The following is a 17993-nucleotide window of genomic DNA, read 5'->3' as shown; positions in this document are numbered from 1 at the left end:
GTATTATGAAACATATATACTGGAAAGGTGTATGGAGAAAGATTGATAAATTCTTTGAAAGAATTATTGACTGTATAATTATCTTTTTCGGTTGAGAAGGGTAAGATAACAATTATAGGTATAGAATCAATAAAAGCGGTCAGAATCAACTGACCGCTTTTATATTATGTTATCATTCCAAAACTTCGTAACTGCTTATCTGTATCGGCATATCAAGATTATGGAGTACTTTTTCAAGCATTATACCGTCAAGGTTATTGTATTCATAACCAAATGTGGCACGTATTCCCTGGAGGATGAATTGTGTGGCTCTGTCTAGTGCTATCGGCAGACTGTCACCTTGCATCAATGAACCTGTTATTACACTTGTAAATGTATCTCCAGTACCCGGATAGTGTGCCGGCAGATAAGGGCATGTCACTTTCCAGTATCTGTTCCCGTGGCGGTTATATGCAAAAACTGAAGTCATATGTGCGTTTTCAGGCACAGGCACACTTGTTGCTATCACAATGTCCGGTCCTGCGTCAGAGAGTTGTTTGAGATATGATTTCATCTCCTGCACGCTTACCTCGCTTTTGTATTCCATATCCAGGAGTTTGAAAACTTCTGTCATGTTGGGGGTAATGACATCTGCATATTTTATTAGCTTCTTCATCTCTGTCACCATATCTTCTGTTATTCCTTTGTACAGATTGCCGTTGTCGCCAAGTACAGGGTCTACTACTACCATATCTTGCGGACGGCGGAACTTCGATATGAAATTCTCTACTATCTGTACTTGTTGCGGTGAGCCAAGATAGCCTGTGTAGAATGTATCGAACTTCATATCAAGCTTTTCCCAGCTATCTATTATTCGTTTCATTTCCTCAGTCAGGTCAAGGAACGAGTAATGTGGATATTGTGTATGTGCCGAGAGGACTGCCGTGGGAAGTGGACATACTTGTATTCCCATTGAGGAAAGGATGGGAATCACAGCCATGAGCGACACTCTTCCTGCACCGGACAGGTCGTGTACCGCTGCCACACGTTTTACGTGGCTTTGCAGATATGTTTTCTGCATGCCCGAATCTGATGCTGGCGTATGCACTATAGTAGGCTTTTTCTTTTTCATTCCTGATTTCTGCCATGCAGCCTTTCTGGCTTGATATTGCTCGTATTTGTTTTCTATATAATTGTCTGCCATATATCTTTATGATTATCGTTGCAAAGTACGTCACTTTTTGGGTACGAGACAAATATTTTGCATAATTTTCGTATTTTTGCATTAACACATTAAATCATTACAATATATGGATATCCGTACAATACTGAATAATCTGAAAATAGAAGAGTTGAACGCTATGCAGCAGGCAGCTGTAGATGCTTATAAGGAAGGAAACGATATAGTGCTACTTTCGCCCACAGGCTCCGGAAAGACATTGGCCTATCTTATTCCGCTCGTGCAGACATTGAAGAAGGATGCCGAGGGTGTACAGGCTGTAGTGCTTGTTCCGTCGCGTGAGTTGGCATTGCAGATAGAACAGGTCTTCAAGGGCATGGGTACGGACTTCCAGGTAATGAGTTGCTATGGAGGACGTCCGGCTATGGACGAACACCGCACAATGAAAGGTATACGTCCGTCCGTGATTATCGGTACACCGGGACGTATGAATGACCATCTTGGAAAAGGTAATATAGATGCCTCTACAGTGCGTGTACTTGTTATTGATGAGTTCGACAAATGTCTGGAATTCGGATTCCAGGAGGAAATGGCAGATGTGATAGGCAAGTTGCCTAATCTGCGCAGGAGGTTCCTTCTTTCTGCTACTGATGCCGAAGAGATACCACATTTTACTGGAGTAAACAAGAGTGTAAGGCTGAATTTTCTGAATGCGGATGAGCAATTGTCGGACAGACTTCATTTATATAAGGTAGAATCGCCGGTAAAGGACAAACTGGAGACATTATATAAATTGGTGTGTAATTTAGGATCGGAACAGACACTTGTGTTCTGCAATCATCGCGAGAGTGTGGACAGGGTAGGCAAGTATCTGCATTCAATGAAGGTTTATTGCGAAATTTTTCACGGTGGGATGGATCAGGACGACCGCGAGAGAGCGCTTTATAAGTTCAGGAACGGCAGTTGTAATATATTTATCTCAACTGATCTTGCTGCTCGCGGACTTGATATCTCGGGTATAAAGAATGTAGTCCACTATCATCTGCCTATAGCTGAAGATGGGTTTATACACCGAAACGGACGTACTGCAAGATGGGATGCCGAAGGTAGTGCATATATTATTATGTATTCTGAAGAGAAAGTTCCTGATTATCTTCCTACCGATATTGATGCATTTATTCTACCTGATATTACGCCTAAACCTTCGAAGCCGGAGTTTGTCACCTTATATATTGGTAAGGGTAAAAAAGACAAGATAAACAAGATAGATATCGTAGGTTTCCTGTTCAAGAAAGGTGGGCTTAATAAAGACGATGTGGGCAAGGTTGACGTTAAGGACCATTATGCTTTTGTGGCTATATCTAGAAAAAAGAGCCAACAAACGTTAAAGTTGATACAAAATGAAAAGATTAAGGGGGTAAAAACTTTGATAGAACTGGCAAAATGATATCTTTGTGTCAGATTACATACAGAATGACAGGTCACTGTCTCAATTTGCTATGGTTGGTTTCACAAAATACACCACGGTATAATAGTTATGTGTCAAAATGATAGTGAAATTATGCTTAACATCGTAAAATGAAAGATTTTTTCATTTGTAGGTGTAATTTTATTATATTAAAGTTTGGTTGTGTGGAAATAAATACATAAATTCGCAATCGTTAGATATTAAAATATATGTAAAACCAATTAAACAACTGCCAAATGAAAAAACATAATTTTAATGCGGGACCATCTATTTTGCCTCGCGAAGTAATAGAGAAAACAGCACAAGCTATATTGGATTTTAATGGCTCTGGACTTTCGTTGATGGAAATCAGTCATCGCGCAAAAGACTTTCAGCCGGTAGTGGACGAAGCAGTTGCTTTGTTTAAAGAGATATTAAATATCCCGGAAGGGTACTCAGTGATATTCCTTGGTGGCGGTGCAAGCCTTGAATTCTGTATGGTTCCATATAACTTCCTTGAAAAGAAAGCTGCTTATCTTAACACAGGTACTTGGGCTAAGAAAGCTTTGAAAGAAGCAAAAGCTTTCGGTGAAGCAGTGGAAGTCGCTTCATCAGAGAAAGACGGATATACATATATTCCTAAGGATTATGTAATTCCTGAAGATGCGGAATATTTCCATATTACCACCAACAATACTATCTATGGAACAGAATTGCATTCAGATCCTGAAGTGAATGTTCCTTTGATTGCGGATATGTCATCTGATATTTTCTCACGTCCTATCGATGTTTCAAAATACATCTGTATCTATGGCGGTGCTCAGAAAAATCTGGCTCCTGCGGGTGTTACTTTCGTAATTGTGAAAGATGAAGCGCTTGGCAAGGTTACACGTCATATCCCTACAATGCTTGACTATAAGACACACGTTGATAAGGGTTCAATGTTCAATACTCCTCCTGTAGTGCCCATCTATGCTGCATTGCAGACTTTGAGATGGATCAAAGCTCAGGGTGGTGTGGAAGAAATGCAGCGCAGAGCTAAGGAACGTGCTGAGTTGCTTTATGCTGAAATTGACCGCAACAAATTGTTCCGCGGTACAGTGACTGTGAAAGAAGACCGCTCACTGATGAACATCTGTTTCGTAATGGCCGATGAATACAAGGATTTGGAAGCCGACTTCCTGAAGTTTGCTACCGAACGTGGTATGGTGGGTATCAAAGGTCACCGTTCAGTAGGCGGATTCCGTGCTTCATGCTATAATGCTATGCCATTGGAAAGCGTTAAGGCTCTTATCGAGTGCATGCAGGAATTTGAAAAATTGCATTAATCCGTATTAATTATCAAATAGGGACGTGACGGAGACTTCTCTTTTCACGTCCTTTTTATCTTTATATCACTTAAATTTTACTACACATGAAAGTCTTGATTGCAACAGAAAAACCATTCGCCAAGGTTGCTGTGGATGGTATTCGTAAGGAAATAGAAGCAGCAGGTTATGAACTTGTATTGCTTGAGAAATATATAGAGAAGGCTCAATTACTGGATGCCGTAAAAGATGTAAACGCCATTATTATTCGAAGCGATATTGTGGATAAGGAAGTGCTTGACGCTGCCAAAGAACTGAAGATTGTAGTCCGTGCAGGTGCCGGATATGACAATGTTGATTTGGCTGAGGCTACGGCTCATGGAGTATGCGTGATGAATACTCCGGGACAGAACTCAAACGCTGTGGCAGAACTTGCTTTCGGTATGATGATTATGGCTGTCCGTAATTTCTATAACGGTAAGGCTGGTACAGAACTTATGGGCAAGAAACTTGGTATTCATGCATACGGTAACGTGGGACGTAATGTAGCCCGTATCGCCAAAGGTATCGGAATGGATATTTATGCTTACGATGCTTTCTGTCCTAAGGAAGCTATCAAGGCTGATGGTGTTACTCCTGTGGATTCAGCCGAAGAACTTTACAAGAATTGTGACGTAGTTTCTCTTCATATTCCTGCAACTCCTGAAACACGCAAATCAATCAATTACGATATGGTGAACTTGATGCCAAAGAACGGTTTGCTTGTCAATACCGCAAGAAAGGAAGTTATCGACGAAGAAGGACTTCTGAAACTGATGGAAGAACGTCAGGACTTGAAGTATGTAACAGACATCATGCCTGAAAAGAATGAAGAGTTTGCCGCTAAATGTGCCGGCAGATATTTCTCTACTCCTAAGAAAATGGGTGCACAGACTGCCGAGGCTAATATCAATGCAGGTATTGCCGCTGCAAAGCAGATTGTGGCTTACTTCAAGGATGGTTGCGAGAAATTCCGTGTAAACAAATAAAAATCATTGCCTATGGCTGTAATTAAACCTTTCAAGGGCGTACGCCCACCTAAATCAATGGTAGAGGAAGTGGCTTCCCGACCATACGATGTATTGAATTCAGAAGAGGCGCGTGAAGAGGCTAAGGGTAATGAAAAGTCATTATACCATATCATCAAGCCGGAAATAGATTTCCCGGTTGGAACTGACGAGCATGATTTAGCTGTATATGACAAAGCCGTTGAGAATTTCAAGATGTTCCAGGAAAAGGGATGGCTGGTGCAGGACGATAAAGAAAACTATTATGTATATGCACAGACCATGAACGGAAAGACTCAGTATGGTCTTGTTGTGGGCGCATACGTGCCTGACTATATGAATGGCGTAATAAAGAAGCATGAGCTTACACGCCGCGACAAGGAAGAGGACCGTATGAAGCATGTCCGTGTGAACAATGCGAACATCGAGCCTGTATTCTTTGCATATCCAGATAATGCCGAACTTGATTCCATTGTCGCTAAATATACAGCACGTGAGCCGGAGTATGATTTCATAGCTCCGGGCGACGGATTCGGTCATACATTATGGGTTATTGATGAAAAGGACGATATAGACAGGATTACTGCTTTGTTTGCTGATATGCCGGCTCTGTATATAGCCGACGGTCATCATAGAAGCGCCGCAGCAGCATTGGTAGGTGCCGAAAAAGCAGCCCAAAATCCAAATCACAAGGGCGATGAAGAATACAATTACTTCATGGCTGTATGTTTCCCTGCATCTCAATTGACTATTATTGATTACAACCGTGTGGTAAAGGATTTGAACGGTCTGACTGCCGAACAGTTCCTGAAAGCATTGGAGAAAGATTTCATCGTCGAAGAAAAAGGCGAAAGTATCTATAAGCCTTCATCACTTCATAATTTTTCATTGTATCTTGCCGGAAAGTGGTACAGTCTTACTGCAAAACCCGGTACATACGATGATAACGATCCGATAGGAGTGCTTGACGTGACAATATCTTCTAATCTCATTCTTGACGAAATACTTGACATCAAGGATTTGCGTTCGGACAAGAGGATTGATTTCGTTGGTGGAATCCGCGGGCTGGAAGAACTGAAACGCAGAGTGGACAGTGGTGAAATGGCTCTGGCTCTGGCACTGTATCCGGTATCAATGAAACAGTTGATGGACATTGCCGATACGGGAAATATCATGCCGCCGAAGACTACATGGTTCGAGCCTAAGCTTCGTTCGGGATTGATTATACATAAGTTGGAATGATGCCAGTATTTTTATTTTATTGATATTTGTTTGGGCCTGATGAAAATAAAGTGAACTAAGTTCACCTGTATTCATCAGGCGCAATTGTGTATATTGGAATATATAATACGGTTTAAACAATATTTTAATGTAGTCTGTATGTCTTTAAATTAGGTAATAATATTGGCCTGTAACTGTCTGTAGCATTTGATGCTTTCTCAGATAATGTTAGAAATAGGTTAACTAAATATAGTATTTGATATATTTTCGCTATATTTGTATCATATTAGCCTTTGTGAAATTTAAGGATGTAAGTGTCCGTTGATTTAATATATGAAGATAAATTTAAAATATATCTTATTAGTCATATCTTTTGTGTTGTCTGTTTATGCTTTATATGCCGAATCGTTTGACGGTATGTTTAGTGTTCGTCACATCGGGCGCACTGATGGATTGAGTAGCGAAAGAGTATTCTCGATAGTTGAGGATAATGACAATGTGATGTGGATTTCAACTAGAACTGGAGTGGACAGATATAATGGTCGTACAGTAAAAAATTATTCATTGTCTGCCAATTACTATTATGGTGATTTGGCAGGGAGAATAATCAGGCTTAATTTTGATAATAAACTGGGACTTTTGGCATACGATCATACAGGGAGAATATATAAATATCAACCGAATACGGACAGCTTTGAATTATATTTGTTTTTGGGTGAGTATATTGAGGGGGAAATTATTCTTAATAAAATATTTTCTGATGAAAATGGAACGCTTTGGTTTGGATTGAGTAGAGGATTATATTCGAAAAAGTCAGACGGTGCTTTATGTTGCGTTTTAGAAGACAATTATATAAATGACATAGCATGTTTGTGTGATTCTTTATTTGTTGGTACATCGAATGGAGTTTTTCGTTTATCATGTAGGGAAGATTCTGTTTCAAATCAACTTGTTGAAGATAAAAATGTACAAACTCTTTATATAGATAAGTCTGAAAATAAGTTGTGGATTGGTACGTTCAACAGCGGATTGTGGACTCTGGATCTCGGAAATTATTCATTGCATCGTATAAAAGGTCAACATCTGTCTTTTTTAAATCCTATTCGCGCCATTACTCCTTATGACAATAACAGAATACTTGTTGGAATAGACGGTGGCGGAGTATATTTTGTGGACAAACAGACCTCAGAAACAAAGTTGTTTGTAAATACAGAGGATAGTGGAGAGTTCTTTTTACGTGGCAATGGAATCTATACCGTAACTAAAGACTTTCAGGATAATATATGGATAGGTAGTTACACTGGTGGAGTGTCTGTGGCTATTTCTTTGAAGTATCCTATCAATATAATGACACATGAACGGGGAAATCCGCAGTCGTTGGTAAATAATAATGTGAATGATATAGAAGAGAATATAAATTATGATTTGTGGTTTGCCACGGATGATGGTATAAGTATTAGGAATAAGTCAGATCATCGTTGGAAACATATATTAAAATCTATTGTAATAGTAGATTTATGTAGTTCAGGCGATGGAAATATTTGGGCTGGAACTTATGGAGACGGTTTGTATCTGATAGATAAAGACGGGCGTGTGATAAGACATCTTACCCAAAAGCTGGGAGCACTTACTACAAATTATATTTTCTCGGTGAAGGAGGACAAGGACGGAGATCTTTGGATTGGAGGACTTGACGGAAATTTAATTATAGCCGACAAACAAGGAAAACGTAAAAATGAGTTTGATATAAACTGGGTTCATTCCATAGAAGAAGTTGATTCTTTGAGAATGGCCGTTGCTACAGTAAATGGTTTTTGTATTGTAGAAAAATATACATCTCAGTTCAGACGTTATGCCACAACCAGTGAGTTCAATGATAAGAATGTCAGTGCTTATATCATTTCAATGTTGTTTAATGGTGACGGTACTGTATGGCTTGGCACGGAAGGAGGTGGACTGAATCTGTATGATATGAATTCAGGTGATGTAAAGACCATTACTACTAAAGAAGGCTTGCTGTCCGATGACATATATAGCTTACAACGTGATAATAAAGGGCGTATTTGGGCAAGCACAGGTAAAGGTCTTGCCGTTGTAAATGCCCTGAAGGTTTCAAATCTGAATTATATTCATGATACAGATAAGACATATAACAAATCGGCATGTATCAAACTTTCTGATGGTAGGTTTGCTTATGGAAGTACTTATGGGGCTATTTTTATAACTCCTGATGCGATGGCTGATGAGGAATACGACGCACCTGTCAGGATAACAGATTTAAAATTGGAGTATATTTCTCCCGAGAAGGAAATACAGATGCGTCCGTCCATTTATGCAATGCTCATGGATAAGAAGGTTGATCTTGATTACAGTTATAATTCATTTTCTGTTACTTTTGAGTCAATAAATTATCGTTTTCAGCATGATATAGCTTATCAGTATATTCTTGAAGGGTATGAAAAATCATGGAGTGCGGTGTATTCGAATGGAACTGTCAGATATACTAATGTTTCTCCGGGAATGTATACCTTGAAAGTCAGAAGTTTAAGAAAAAGTAACGGAGAAATCATTTCAGAAGATTCACTTTCAATAAACATCAATCAGCCGTGGTGGAATTCATGGTATGCATGGATAATATATTTGTCTTTAGTTCTCGGTATATTTTATTTCATACTTAGATATAAGAGTAATCAGCTTCAGAAAAGGCATAATGAGGACAAAATAAAGTTCTTTGTAGAGACAGCACACGATATACGGACTCCTGTAACACTTATTATGGCTCCTTTGGAAGATCTTAGTAAGGAAAAAGACCTTTCGGATGATGTAAGTTACTTGTTGGAAACAGCGCGTAATAATACACGTAAACTACATACGCTTGTAAGTCAATTGCTTGAGTTTGAGAAAATAGATACAAATAAGAAAAATGTAACTCTTAAACCTATAAATATCAACGATTTGTTAGTGAAGGAATGTGTAAGCTTCCAGTCATATTGTGATAAGAAACAATTGCATATAAAGATGTCTTTGCCTGAACATGATGTGTTTGCAATGGCAGATGAGCAGATGATGGAAATGTTGCTTGACAATCTTATTTCGAATGCTTGCAAATATACATTGGCAAATGGGACAATTAGCCTGTCGCTTTTATCTGATAAGAAGAATGTAGTTATAGAGATTCAAGACACAGGTATTGGCATTCCGGCTGATGCCGGCAGACAGCTGTTCAAGAATGTTTATCGTGCTGTTAATGCAAGGCAGACAAACGAACCCGGTACAGGATTCGGATTGTTGCAGGTTCAGCGTTTGGTGAATATGATGCATGGAAGAATTTCATACAAGTCTGAAGTAAACAAGGGCAGTACGTTCTATGTTACGTTACGCAAGGCTGATATTGATTCTTCTTTTGATAATAATGTTATACATAAACAGATATCTCCGGTTATAGAAAATAGAACTGAGTATATTGGTGATGATTCTGAAAATATTAAAGAATCTTTGGATACATTGCTTATAGTCGAGGATAATGATGAGCTACGTTGTTATTTAAGGAAGATTTTCGAGCATGATTATCGGGTTATAGATGTTTCTGATGGAAGTAAGGCCTTGGAATGTTTGTCAGAAGAATATCCGGATCTTATTTTGTCGGATGTTATGATGCCTGGTATACAGGGTGACGAGCTTTGTCGTATAGTAAAGGAAAATCCCCAAACATCCGGTATACCGTTTATATTGCTTACTGCCAAAGTAACCCATGACGCCATGGTTAACGGTCTGAAAAGTGGAGCGGACGACTATATTCCTAAACCTTTCAGTGCAGAAATTTTAAGATTGAAGGTTCATAGTATTCTCGAAACCAGAAATCATCTTCGTGAATATGTTCTGAAAAATGTGGTGGCACAAATAGAGAAAAATGAAACTGTTGCCATTGATACTTTGAACAGTAAGGACGAAATAAGGCAAACAGACGGTGGCAATGTTCAGAATGATGCTGTACCGGTATCAGAGGATGATTTGAATTTTATCAAGCATGCAACACAACTCGTCATGGATAATATGGATGATGAAGAATTTAATATTAACCAATTGTGCCAGGAAATGGCTATGAGCCGTACCTTGTTCTACAACCGTTTAAAATCGCTTACAGGAAAGGCTCCACAGGATTTCATACGTCTGATTCGTCTTCAGAGAGCGGCAGAACTGTTGAAACAAGGAAAGCCTGTGGCAGATGTAGCCGCTGAAACTGGATTTGTGAATTCTAAATATTTCAGTATATTGTTCAAGAAACAATTTGGTATATCACCAAGTAAGTTTCTGGAACAAAACTCATAGATAGTTCTATATTTATATTACGGGCTGACAAATCAATTAATGTTCATAAATAAGACATTATTGATTTGTCAGCCCGATTTTTATATGTTTTCTTGGTTAAAAAGCAAAAATGATAGTTTTCAACCCTTTTCTGTCAGCATTCAAACCCTGAAAAACAGGTTTATACCCAATTTTGCCAACAGCTTGGAAGCTGAATGTAATCTTTAGTTAACAGTAAAAGAGAAAGTGAAAATACATAATGTTTAACCAAAAAACTATCGGTAATGAAAACAGTAATTTTATTTCTATTATTCTTTTTTGGAGTAAATCTGCAATCGTGTTCGACAAATAATGAACCGGTAAAGCCTGATAATCCGGAAGAGGAAATCAAAGATGATAATGAAGGACAGGAGGAGGAACCTGAGCTGCCTGATGAGCAACCAGGAGATGAAGATGAACCCTCGAAACAGTGGAAACTTGTGTTTACAGAAGACTTCAACACATTTGATAATTCTGTTTGGACAAAAGAAACTCATGAGCCTGGGTGGGTGAACAATGAACTTCAGGAATATATTGAAGAGTGTGTAAGTGTCGGGAAAGACGGTGATAAGACAGTGCTTGTTTTGACTGCCAAGAGAGAAGGGGATAAATTTTATTCAGGTCGTGTAAACAGCAAAGGCAAGAAAAGTTTTCAATATGGTAAAGTAGAAGCAAGTATAAAACTCCCTAAAACAGCAAACGGATTATGGCCTGCATTTTGGATGATGGGCGACAACGATAGGCAGTGGCCTGCCTGTGGTGAGATTGATATAATGGAGATGGGAGAAAAAGCAGGCATAGCCAATAATACAACAGAAACATATATCAATACCGCAATTCATTATGGTCCTAATGTCGAAGGACATGAACAGGTATTCCAAGCCAAGACAATGGAGAAAAGTCTACAGGATGGCAACTATCATGTCTATTCTTTGGAGTGGAATGAAAATGAACTTATCGTAAAGGTTGATGATATATTAATTAAGACATTCAATATCGGACCTGACAGTGGTCGTTTTGAGTATTTTAATGATAAATTCTATTTATTGCTTAATCTTGCAGTTGGCGGAGATTTTCCAGGCATTACAGATCCGGCACAGATTACAGCATTGAAGGATGGAGAAAAAGCCCAAATGTTTATCGACTGGGTGAAAATATATAATTAATCTTAATACTATTACTTATTAAAAACTTATGAGAAGATTAAACTACAAGTACACATTGTATTGCGGTACATTGTCCTTGTCTCTTTTGGGAGGAATACCGCAAGTGAATGCCGGAGTTGCAGAAGTCAATCTTGCAATAATGCAACAGAATCGACAGGTTTCCGGTAATGTTAAAGATGCGATGGGAGCGATAATCGGAGCTTCGATTGTTGAAAAAGGAACAACAAATGGAACCATTACTGACATGGATGGTAACTTTGTTCTGAATGTACAGCCGGGGGCCACATTGGTGGTAAGTTATGTCGGTTACAAAACAAAAGAAGTAAAAGTTGGTACTTCACCACTAGATATCACTCTCGAGGAAGATAGTAAGGTGTTGAGTGAGGTAGTCGTTACAGCGTTGGGTATAAAGCGTGAGCGTAAGGCGCTTGGTTATGGTGTAGATGAAGTAAAAGGTGAAGCCCTGACAAAGGCTAAGGAAACCAATGTCATTAACTCAATGGCTGGTCGAGTACCTGGATTGGTTGTCAGTCAGACTGCCGGTGGACCTTCAGGTTCTACACGTGTACTTTTGCGTGGTAATACAGAAATGACAGGAAACAACCAGCCTCTATATGTAATTGATGGTGTACCTTTGGATAATACAAACTATGGCAGTGCAGGTACAGAAGGAGGATACGACTTGGGTGATGGTATATCTAGCATTAATCCTGATGATATTGAGAATATGTCAGTACTTAAAGGTCCTGCTGCTTCAGCGTTGTATGGTAGCCGTGCCAGTCACGGTGTAATTCTTATCACTACAAAGAAGGCTAGCGGTAAGGATGGTGAACGTATGAGTGTTGAGTATAATGGTACAATGACATTTGAAACTCAACTTGCTAAATGGAACGAAGTTCAGCAAATATATGGTATGGGTAGTGATGGCACTTACAGTATAAATGCTGTTGCAAATACAAATAAGAGTTGGGGACCAAAAGCCGACGGTTCAAATATGCTGGATTATTTTGATGGCGTTTCGCGTCCGTATTTGATAATTCCTGATAATGTATCAGGTTTCTTCCGTACAGGTTTGACTGCAACAAATACATTGACTTTAAGCTCAAGTCATGGAAAGTCGGGAGTACGTTTCACTTACACTGATATGCGTAATAAGGATATAGTTCCTAATACCAATATGAGCCGTAACATATTCAATTTGCGTGCGAATACTAGTATGGGAAAAGTTGATTTGGATTTCAGTACAAACTATACACGCGAATCGGTAAAGAATCGTCCTGCACTTGGTGACAGCAAAGGTAATGTCGGTAAAAATCTTATGACTCTTGCCACTACATACGATCAGGAATGGCTGAAAACATACCAGGATGCAAACGGTGAATACTCTAACTGGAATGGTTTGGATCCATATAATGTAAACCCTTATTGGGATGTTTACAAGAATTCAAACCAATCGGATAAAGATCAGTTCCGTTTCAATGGCAAGGCAATATGGAACGTTACAGATCATTTTAAACTTCAGGGTACGGTCGGAGCTGAATTCAACTGGTTTAAGTTTGAGGATTTCAAGGCCCCTACAACTCCTGGTTATGAAGCCGGCAGATTGCAGATAAGCAATTTCAGAAACCGTATGTACAACTTCGAAATGTTGGCTCTGTATAACAACTCCTGGGGTGATTTCGATTTCAATGCAACATTGGGCGCCAACTTGTATAAAGTGAATAATGAGACTACAATTACTACAGCTCAGGATATGAAGATACGTGAAACGGTGGCACTCATGAGCTTTAATGAAACAAGTGTGGAACAGAATTATTACAGAAAACAGATAAATTCTATTTATGGTGCAGTAAATGTTGGATGGAGACACCTGATATATCTTGATGCTACATTGCGCGGAGACCGTTCTTCCACATTACCTTTGAATAACAACACATATATCTATCCTTCATTCTCAGGTAGCTTTGTATTCTCTGAACTTATAAAGAATCACAATTTCCTGCCTTACGGAAAACTCCGTGTGTCATGGGCACAAGTAGGTAGCGATACTGATCCTTATCAGTTGGGATTGGTATATACAAAATCTAAATTTACTTATCCTGGATATACTTTAGGCTCTATCAGTAACACTACTATTCCTAATCGTGACCTAAAGCCTACAAGAACCAACTCATACGAAATGGGATTGGAATTGAAATTCCTGAATAGCCGTATCGGTCTGGATTTCACTTACTATAACCAGACTAGTAGAAATCAGATTATGGCTATGGCTAGTTCATGGGCTTCCGGTTATACATATCGTATGATTAATGCCGGTGAAATCCAGAACAACGGTATTGAAATTGCTTTGAACACTCGTCCTATTCAGACAAAGGACTTTTCTTGGGATTTGAACATCAACTTCTCTAAGAACAACAATAAGGTTAAGGAATTGGTTGACGGCATCGACTTATTTGAACTGGAAAAGGCTACATGGCAGGATGTGCAGATTGCAGCTGTAGTAGGAGAAAATTTTGGTTCAATTATTGGTCCGGACTTCAAACGCAATGAAAATGGTGATATTTTGATTGATCCAAGCACTGGTTTGCCACAATACGATAACAGTAACCATATATTGGGTAACGCTTCATGGGACTGGACAGGTGGTGTTGTAACAAATTTCACATACAAGAATATCTCTCTTGCTGCCGTATTCGATGTTAAGGTCGGTGCCGATTTGTATTCAATGTCAGCTCGTGCTGCATACGAATCTGGTAAAGCATTGGAAACATTGGAAGGACGCGAAGAATGGTATAAATCAGAAGAACAGCGTAAAGCTTTAGGCATAAGCGAAGCAAATTGGACACCGACAGGTGGTTTCATTGCTCCTGGTGTAATAGACAATGGAGACGGAACATACCGTCCTAATGATATCTACGTAAATCCTGAGGATTATTGGATGAATATCAGTCGTTATGCTCCATCAATGTTTGTTTACGACAACTCATACATTAAATGTCGTGAAATCACATTGAGCTATTCATTACCTAAAACATGGTTGAAGAATAAGGTTCAAGGATTGACTGTGTCTTTCGTTGCGCGTAATCCGTTTATTGTTTGGAAGAATATTCCTAATATCGATCCTGATTCGAACTATAACAATACTACAGGTATGGGTATGGAATACGGCTCATTGCCTTCACGTAAAAGCTATGGTTTCAATGTCAACGTTAAATTCTAATTAATTCTAAATCATTTCAAAAAGAAATACACAATGAAACGTTACAAATCATATATAAAAACAGCAATGTGCATGGCAATTGCACTTGCTTTTACAGCTTGCAGCGATGAATACATGAACGACATGAATACAGATCCATCGAAAGCTGAGAATATTGACCCAAATTCACAGTTGACTTTTGCCGAACTACAGACATACGGCGACCTTGGAATGATAGAAATATACCGAAGCTATATAGGTGCCTTTACGCAGCAGCTTATGGGATGTTGGAATACAACAAACTACGGAGGTCAGCACAAAATTGACAATAACGAAATGAATCGTTTTTGGACAAATCTTTATACTACAGGAATCAAGAATCTTGTAGATGTTGAGGTAAAGACAGAAGGTGACGAGAACAAAGTGAACATACATGCCGCTGCTGTGATTTACAAAGTATATCTTATGTCTATCATAACAGATACATACGGTGATGCTCCATACTCAGAGGCAGCCAGAGGTTTTATCAGTGGTATTACAAGTCCTCGTTATGATACACAAGAGGAAATCTACAACAGTTTCTTTAAAGAACTGACTAAAGCCGCTGCCGCTTTAGACGATAAGAAAGATGAAATCACAGGTGATGTGATATTTAATGGAGATATAAGAAAATGGAAAAAGCTTGCAAATTCTCTTCGTATGCGTTATGCTATGCGTATATCTGATGTTTCTCCACAGAAGGCGCAGGAAGAGTTTGAAAAGGCATTTACAGATCCTGCCGGCTATATGACAAGTGCTGATGATGACGCATTGATTGAATATATGGAGCTTACATTCAATTTTGGTCAGGAAGCATATACAGATTACAGACGTAACGCTTTGTCACAGTTGTATTTTGGTAACGACCCTGCAAACAACCAGACTTACATCTGTTCTACTTTCTTCAACACATTGAAAGACAACGACGACCCTCGTACTTTTATTCTTACCCGTTGTTATTTCGACAAGGGTCTGACTCAGTCAAATCCTAATAACCGTATTGATCTGACAGACGAAATGCTGGAACTGGGTGCACAGTTCAACCCTTCTAAACCGGGTGAATTCTGGTATGAACCATGGCCGGATAATGGATATTGGAGTGAAATTATAGCGGACCTTAAAGAAAGGTATCCTGACAATACGAATTACTCAAATCCATGGCTACAGGATGCTACCCGTCCTAAATTGGCCCAGAATTTCCTGAAATCTGATAATCCGGGTGTCGTTATGACATATGCTGAGGTTGAGTTCCTATTGGCTGAGGCTAAACTTAAAGGATGGAACGTGGGCTCTACAACTGTTGAACAGCATTATGAAAATGGCGTTAGGGCTTCAATGGCATTCCTTGTTGATAATTATGATTGTGAAATAGACAATCAGGCTATAAACGATTATATTGCAAATCATCCTATCTCAGCTCTTAGTGACGAAGGTAAGAAAGAAGCTATAAATACTCAGGCTTGGATTCTTCACTTCCATAACCTGTCAGAGTGTTGGGCAAACATTCGTCGTTCGGGGTATCCAAAACTGAAATCTCCTGCCGAATATGGCTATGCAGCTGATAAGCTGACAGGAGGATACGACATCCCGGTACGTTTATGCTATCCTATTCTTGAGTCTTCATACAACAAGGAAGGCTATCAGGAAGCTTTGGACCGTATGGGTGGAACTAACAGTTGGAATATTCCTGTATGGTGGGATAAAGAATAAAAATCTAGTACACTAAACAATTTAAATTTCGTATTAAAATGAAAAATATATATTGGATATTATTTATATTGCTCGGTGCAGGTTTCTCTTTTACATCTTGTAGTGAAGAAGAGCCATTTTCTACTGCAACAGCAGATGACGAGCCTCGTATCATAGCTCCTACGTTTCCGGAGCGTGACGCTAATGGTGGACTGGGAACTATTTCTGAAATAGACAGGGATGTATTGTTCTCAATAACGGTAACAACTACGCCTGCTGATTTCACTTCTGTGGTTTGGACTCTTGACGGTGAAGAAGTCGGAACAGAAAAGACGCTCGAGATGAATCTTAATGCCGGTGTTTATCATCTTAGGGTTGATGTCTCAACTCCTGTAGGAAAAACAACTTTCCGTGAAGGACTTGTAAAAATAAAAGCTTTGGCTGAAGATCCTCAGAGTGAAGAAGTAATATCTGAACGTATTGTCGCAACTGGAGGATGGGCACGTCTTAGTGGAACAAATCTTGAAAAGGTTGCAAAAGTAGCATTAAAGCAGATAAACATTGCCGAGTCTAAAACTAATCAGGAAGTGGAAATCTCTGATATAACATACGTGGAATCAGATGGTTATATTGAATTTAAAATTCCTTCAGAATTGGCCGACGGTGAGTATCGTGTGGTTTTTATAGATCCGGAAGGCAATAGATACGGTGCTAATACAATGGACGTTACTTCCCAACCGTTAGTTACTGCAGGACCTGAAAACAAGCGTCCTAATGCTGAGTGGACTATTACCGGTTTGAATCTTGACAAGGTCGTTTCGTTGTCATTGGGTGGAAATACAATCACTACATTCGTTGAACAGTATTCAACTCGTCTTACATTCATTTCACCTGCAATTGCAGACGGAGATTATGTATTGACAGGTATATCCAAATCCGGAGAAAATGTTAGTTTCTTTATTGATGGTGAGATAAAGACAGAACTTGCAGTTACGGTAAAAGACTCTCCATTGGAAGTTGAATTATGGAAGGGTCATCACTATGTATCATGGGATTTACCTGAAGGTGATCCAAACAGATTGTTTGATGCGGTGCAGAATGATGTGAAGAATTTGCCTGTAGGAACAAAATTAAAGGTATATTACTCAATTAAATCTGATGATAGCTATCATAAAATCAGATTCTCTTCCGGATGGTGGACAGAACTTCCCGGGTACCCTGAGTTTGATGTTTATGCGGACGGTGTTAGTGACATAATTATGTCACAAGAGATACTTGACTTGTTGAATTCGCAAGATGGATTCCTTTGTGTAGGTTTCGGATATTACGTTGATAGAATTACTTACGAAGAATAATTTATTTACCAAGAAAAA

At 39.1% G+C, this 17993-nt stretch carries 10 protein-coding genes; 9 read left to right on the top strand and 1 reads right to left on the bottom strand.

Features of this window, described 5'->3' with window-relative positions; genetic code table 11:
- Positions 1–172: 172 nt before the first annotated feature.
- Entirely contained in the window at positions 173–1060 is an 888-nt protein-coding gene (locus I6E24_RS05535) for a pyridoxamine kinase (protein WP_235326928.1), read from the bottom strand.
- Positions 1061–1289: 229 nt separating this feature from the next.
- Between I6E24_RS05535 and I6E24_RS05530 the strand changes: the two genes are divergently transcribed.
- The 9 genes from I6E24_RS05530 to I6E24_RS05490 all read left to right on the top strand — a co-directional run bounded on the left by I6E24_RS05530 (position 1290) and on the right by I6E24_RS05490 (position 17975).
- Positions 1290–2606: a DEAD/DEAH box helicase gene (locus I6E24_RS05530; RefSeq protein ID WP_235326922.1), complete on the top strand. Its 1317-nt coding sequence runs from the start codon at positions 1290–1292 to the stop codon at positions 2604–2606.
- Between the two features lie 257 nt (positions 2607–2863).
- Positions 2864–3934: a 3-phosphoserine/phosphohydroxythreonine transaminase gene (gene serC / locus I6E24_RS05525; protein WP_235326920.1), complete on the top strand. Its 1071-nt coding sequence runs from the start codon at positions 2864–2866 to the stop codon at positions 3932–3934.
- An 86-nt stretch (positions 3935–4020) separates the two neighbouring features.
- A complete protein-coding gene (locus I6E24_RS05520) occupies positions 4021–4941 on the top strand; it encodes an NAD(P)-dependent oxidoreductase (RefSeq protein WP_235326918.1) in 921 nt (306 codons plus the stop codon).
- A 12-nt stretch (positions 4942–4953) separates the two neighbouring features.
- Positions 4954–6201: a DUF1015 domain-containing protein gene (locus I6E24_RS05515; RefSeq protein ID WP_235326916.1), complete on the top strand. Its 1248-nt coding sequence runs from the start codon at positions 4954–4956 to the stop codon at positions 6199–6201.
- A gap of 312 nt (positions 6202–6513) precedes the next feature.
- A complete protein-coding gene (locus tag I6E24_RS05510; protein ID WP_235326914.1) occupies positions 6514–10509 on the top strand; it encodes a hybrid sensor histidine kinase/response regulator transcription factor in 3996 nt (1331 codons plus the stop codon).
- A gap of 263 nt (positions 10510–10772) precedes the next feature.
- Complete coding sequence (locus I6E24_RS05505) at positions 10773–11693, top strand: glycoside hydrolase family 16 protein (protein ID WP_235326912.1); 921 nt, start codon at positions 10773–10775, stop codon at positions 11691–11693.
- Between the two features lie 28 nt (positions 11694–11721).
- Complete coding sequence (locus tag I6E24_RS05500) at positions 11722–14913, top strand: SusC/RagA family TonB-linked outer membrane protein (protein ID WP_154044452.1); 3192 nt, start codon at positions 11722–11724, stop codon at positions 14911–14913.
- Between the two features lie 33 nt (positions 14914–14946).
- Positions 14947–16641 (top strand): SusD/RagB family nutrient-binding outer membrane lipoprotein, encoded by a 1695-nt coding sequence (locus I6E24_RS05495; protein WP_235326910.1) that lies wholly within the window; start codon positions 14947–14949, stop codon positions 16639–16641.
- Between the two features lie 38 nt (positions 16642–16679).
- Positions 16680–17975: a hypothetical protein gene (locus I6E24_RS05490; RefSeq protein WP_235326908.1), complete on the top strand. Its 1296-nt coding sequence runs from the start codon at positions 16680–16682 to the stop codon at positions 17973–17975.
- Positions 17976–17993 lie beyond the last annotated feature (18 nt).

It is taken from the genome of Bacteroides caecigallinarum, assembly GCF_021530995.1.
GTDB classification, from domain to species: Bacteria; Bacteroidota; Bacteroidia; order Bacteroidales; family Bacteroidaceae; genus Phocaeicola; species Phocaeicola faecigallinarum.
Note: the sequence above shows the minus strand (reverse complement) of the source record. Positions and strands in the feature narration are given on the sequence as shown.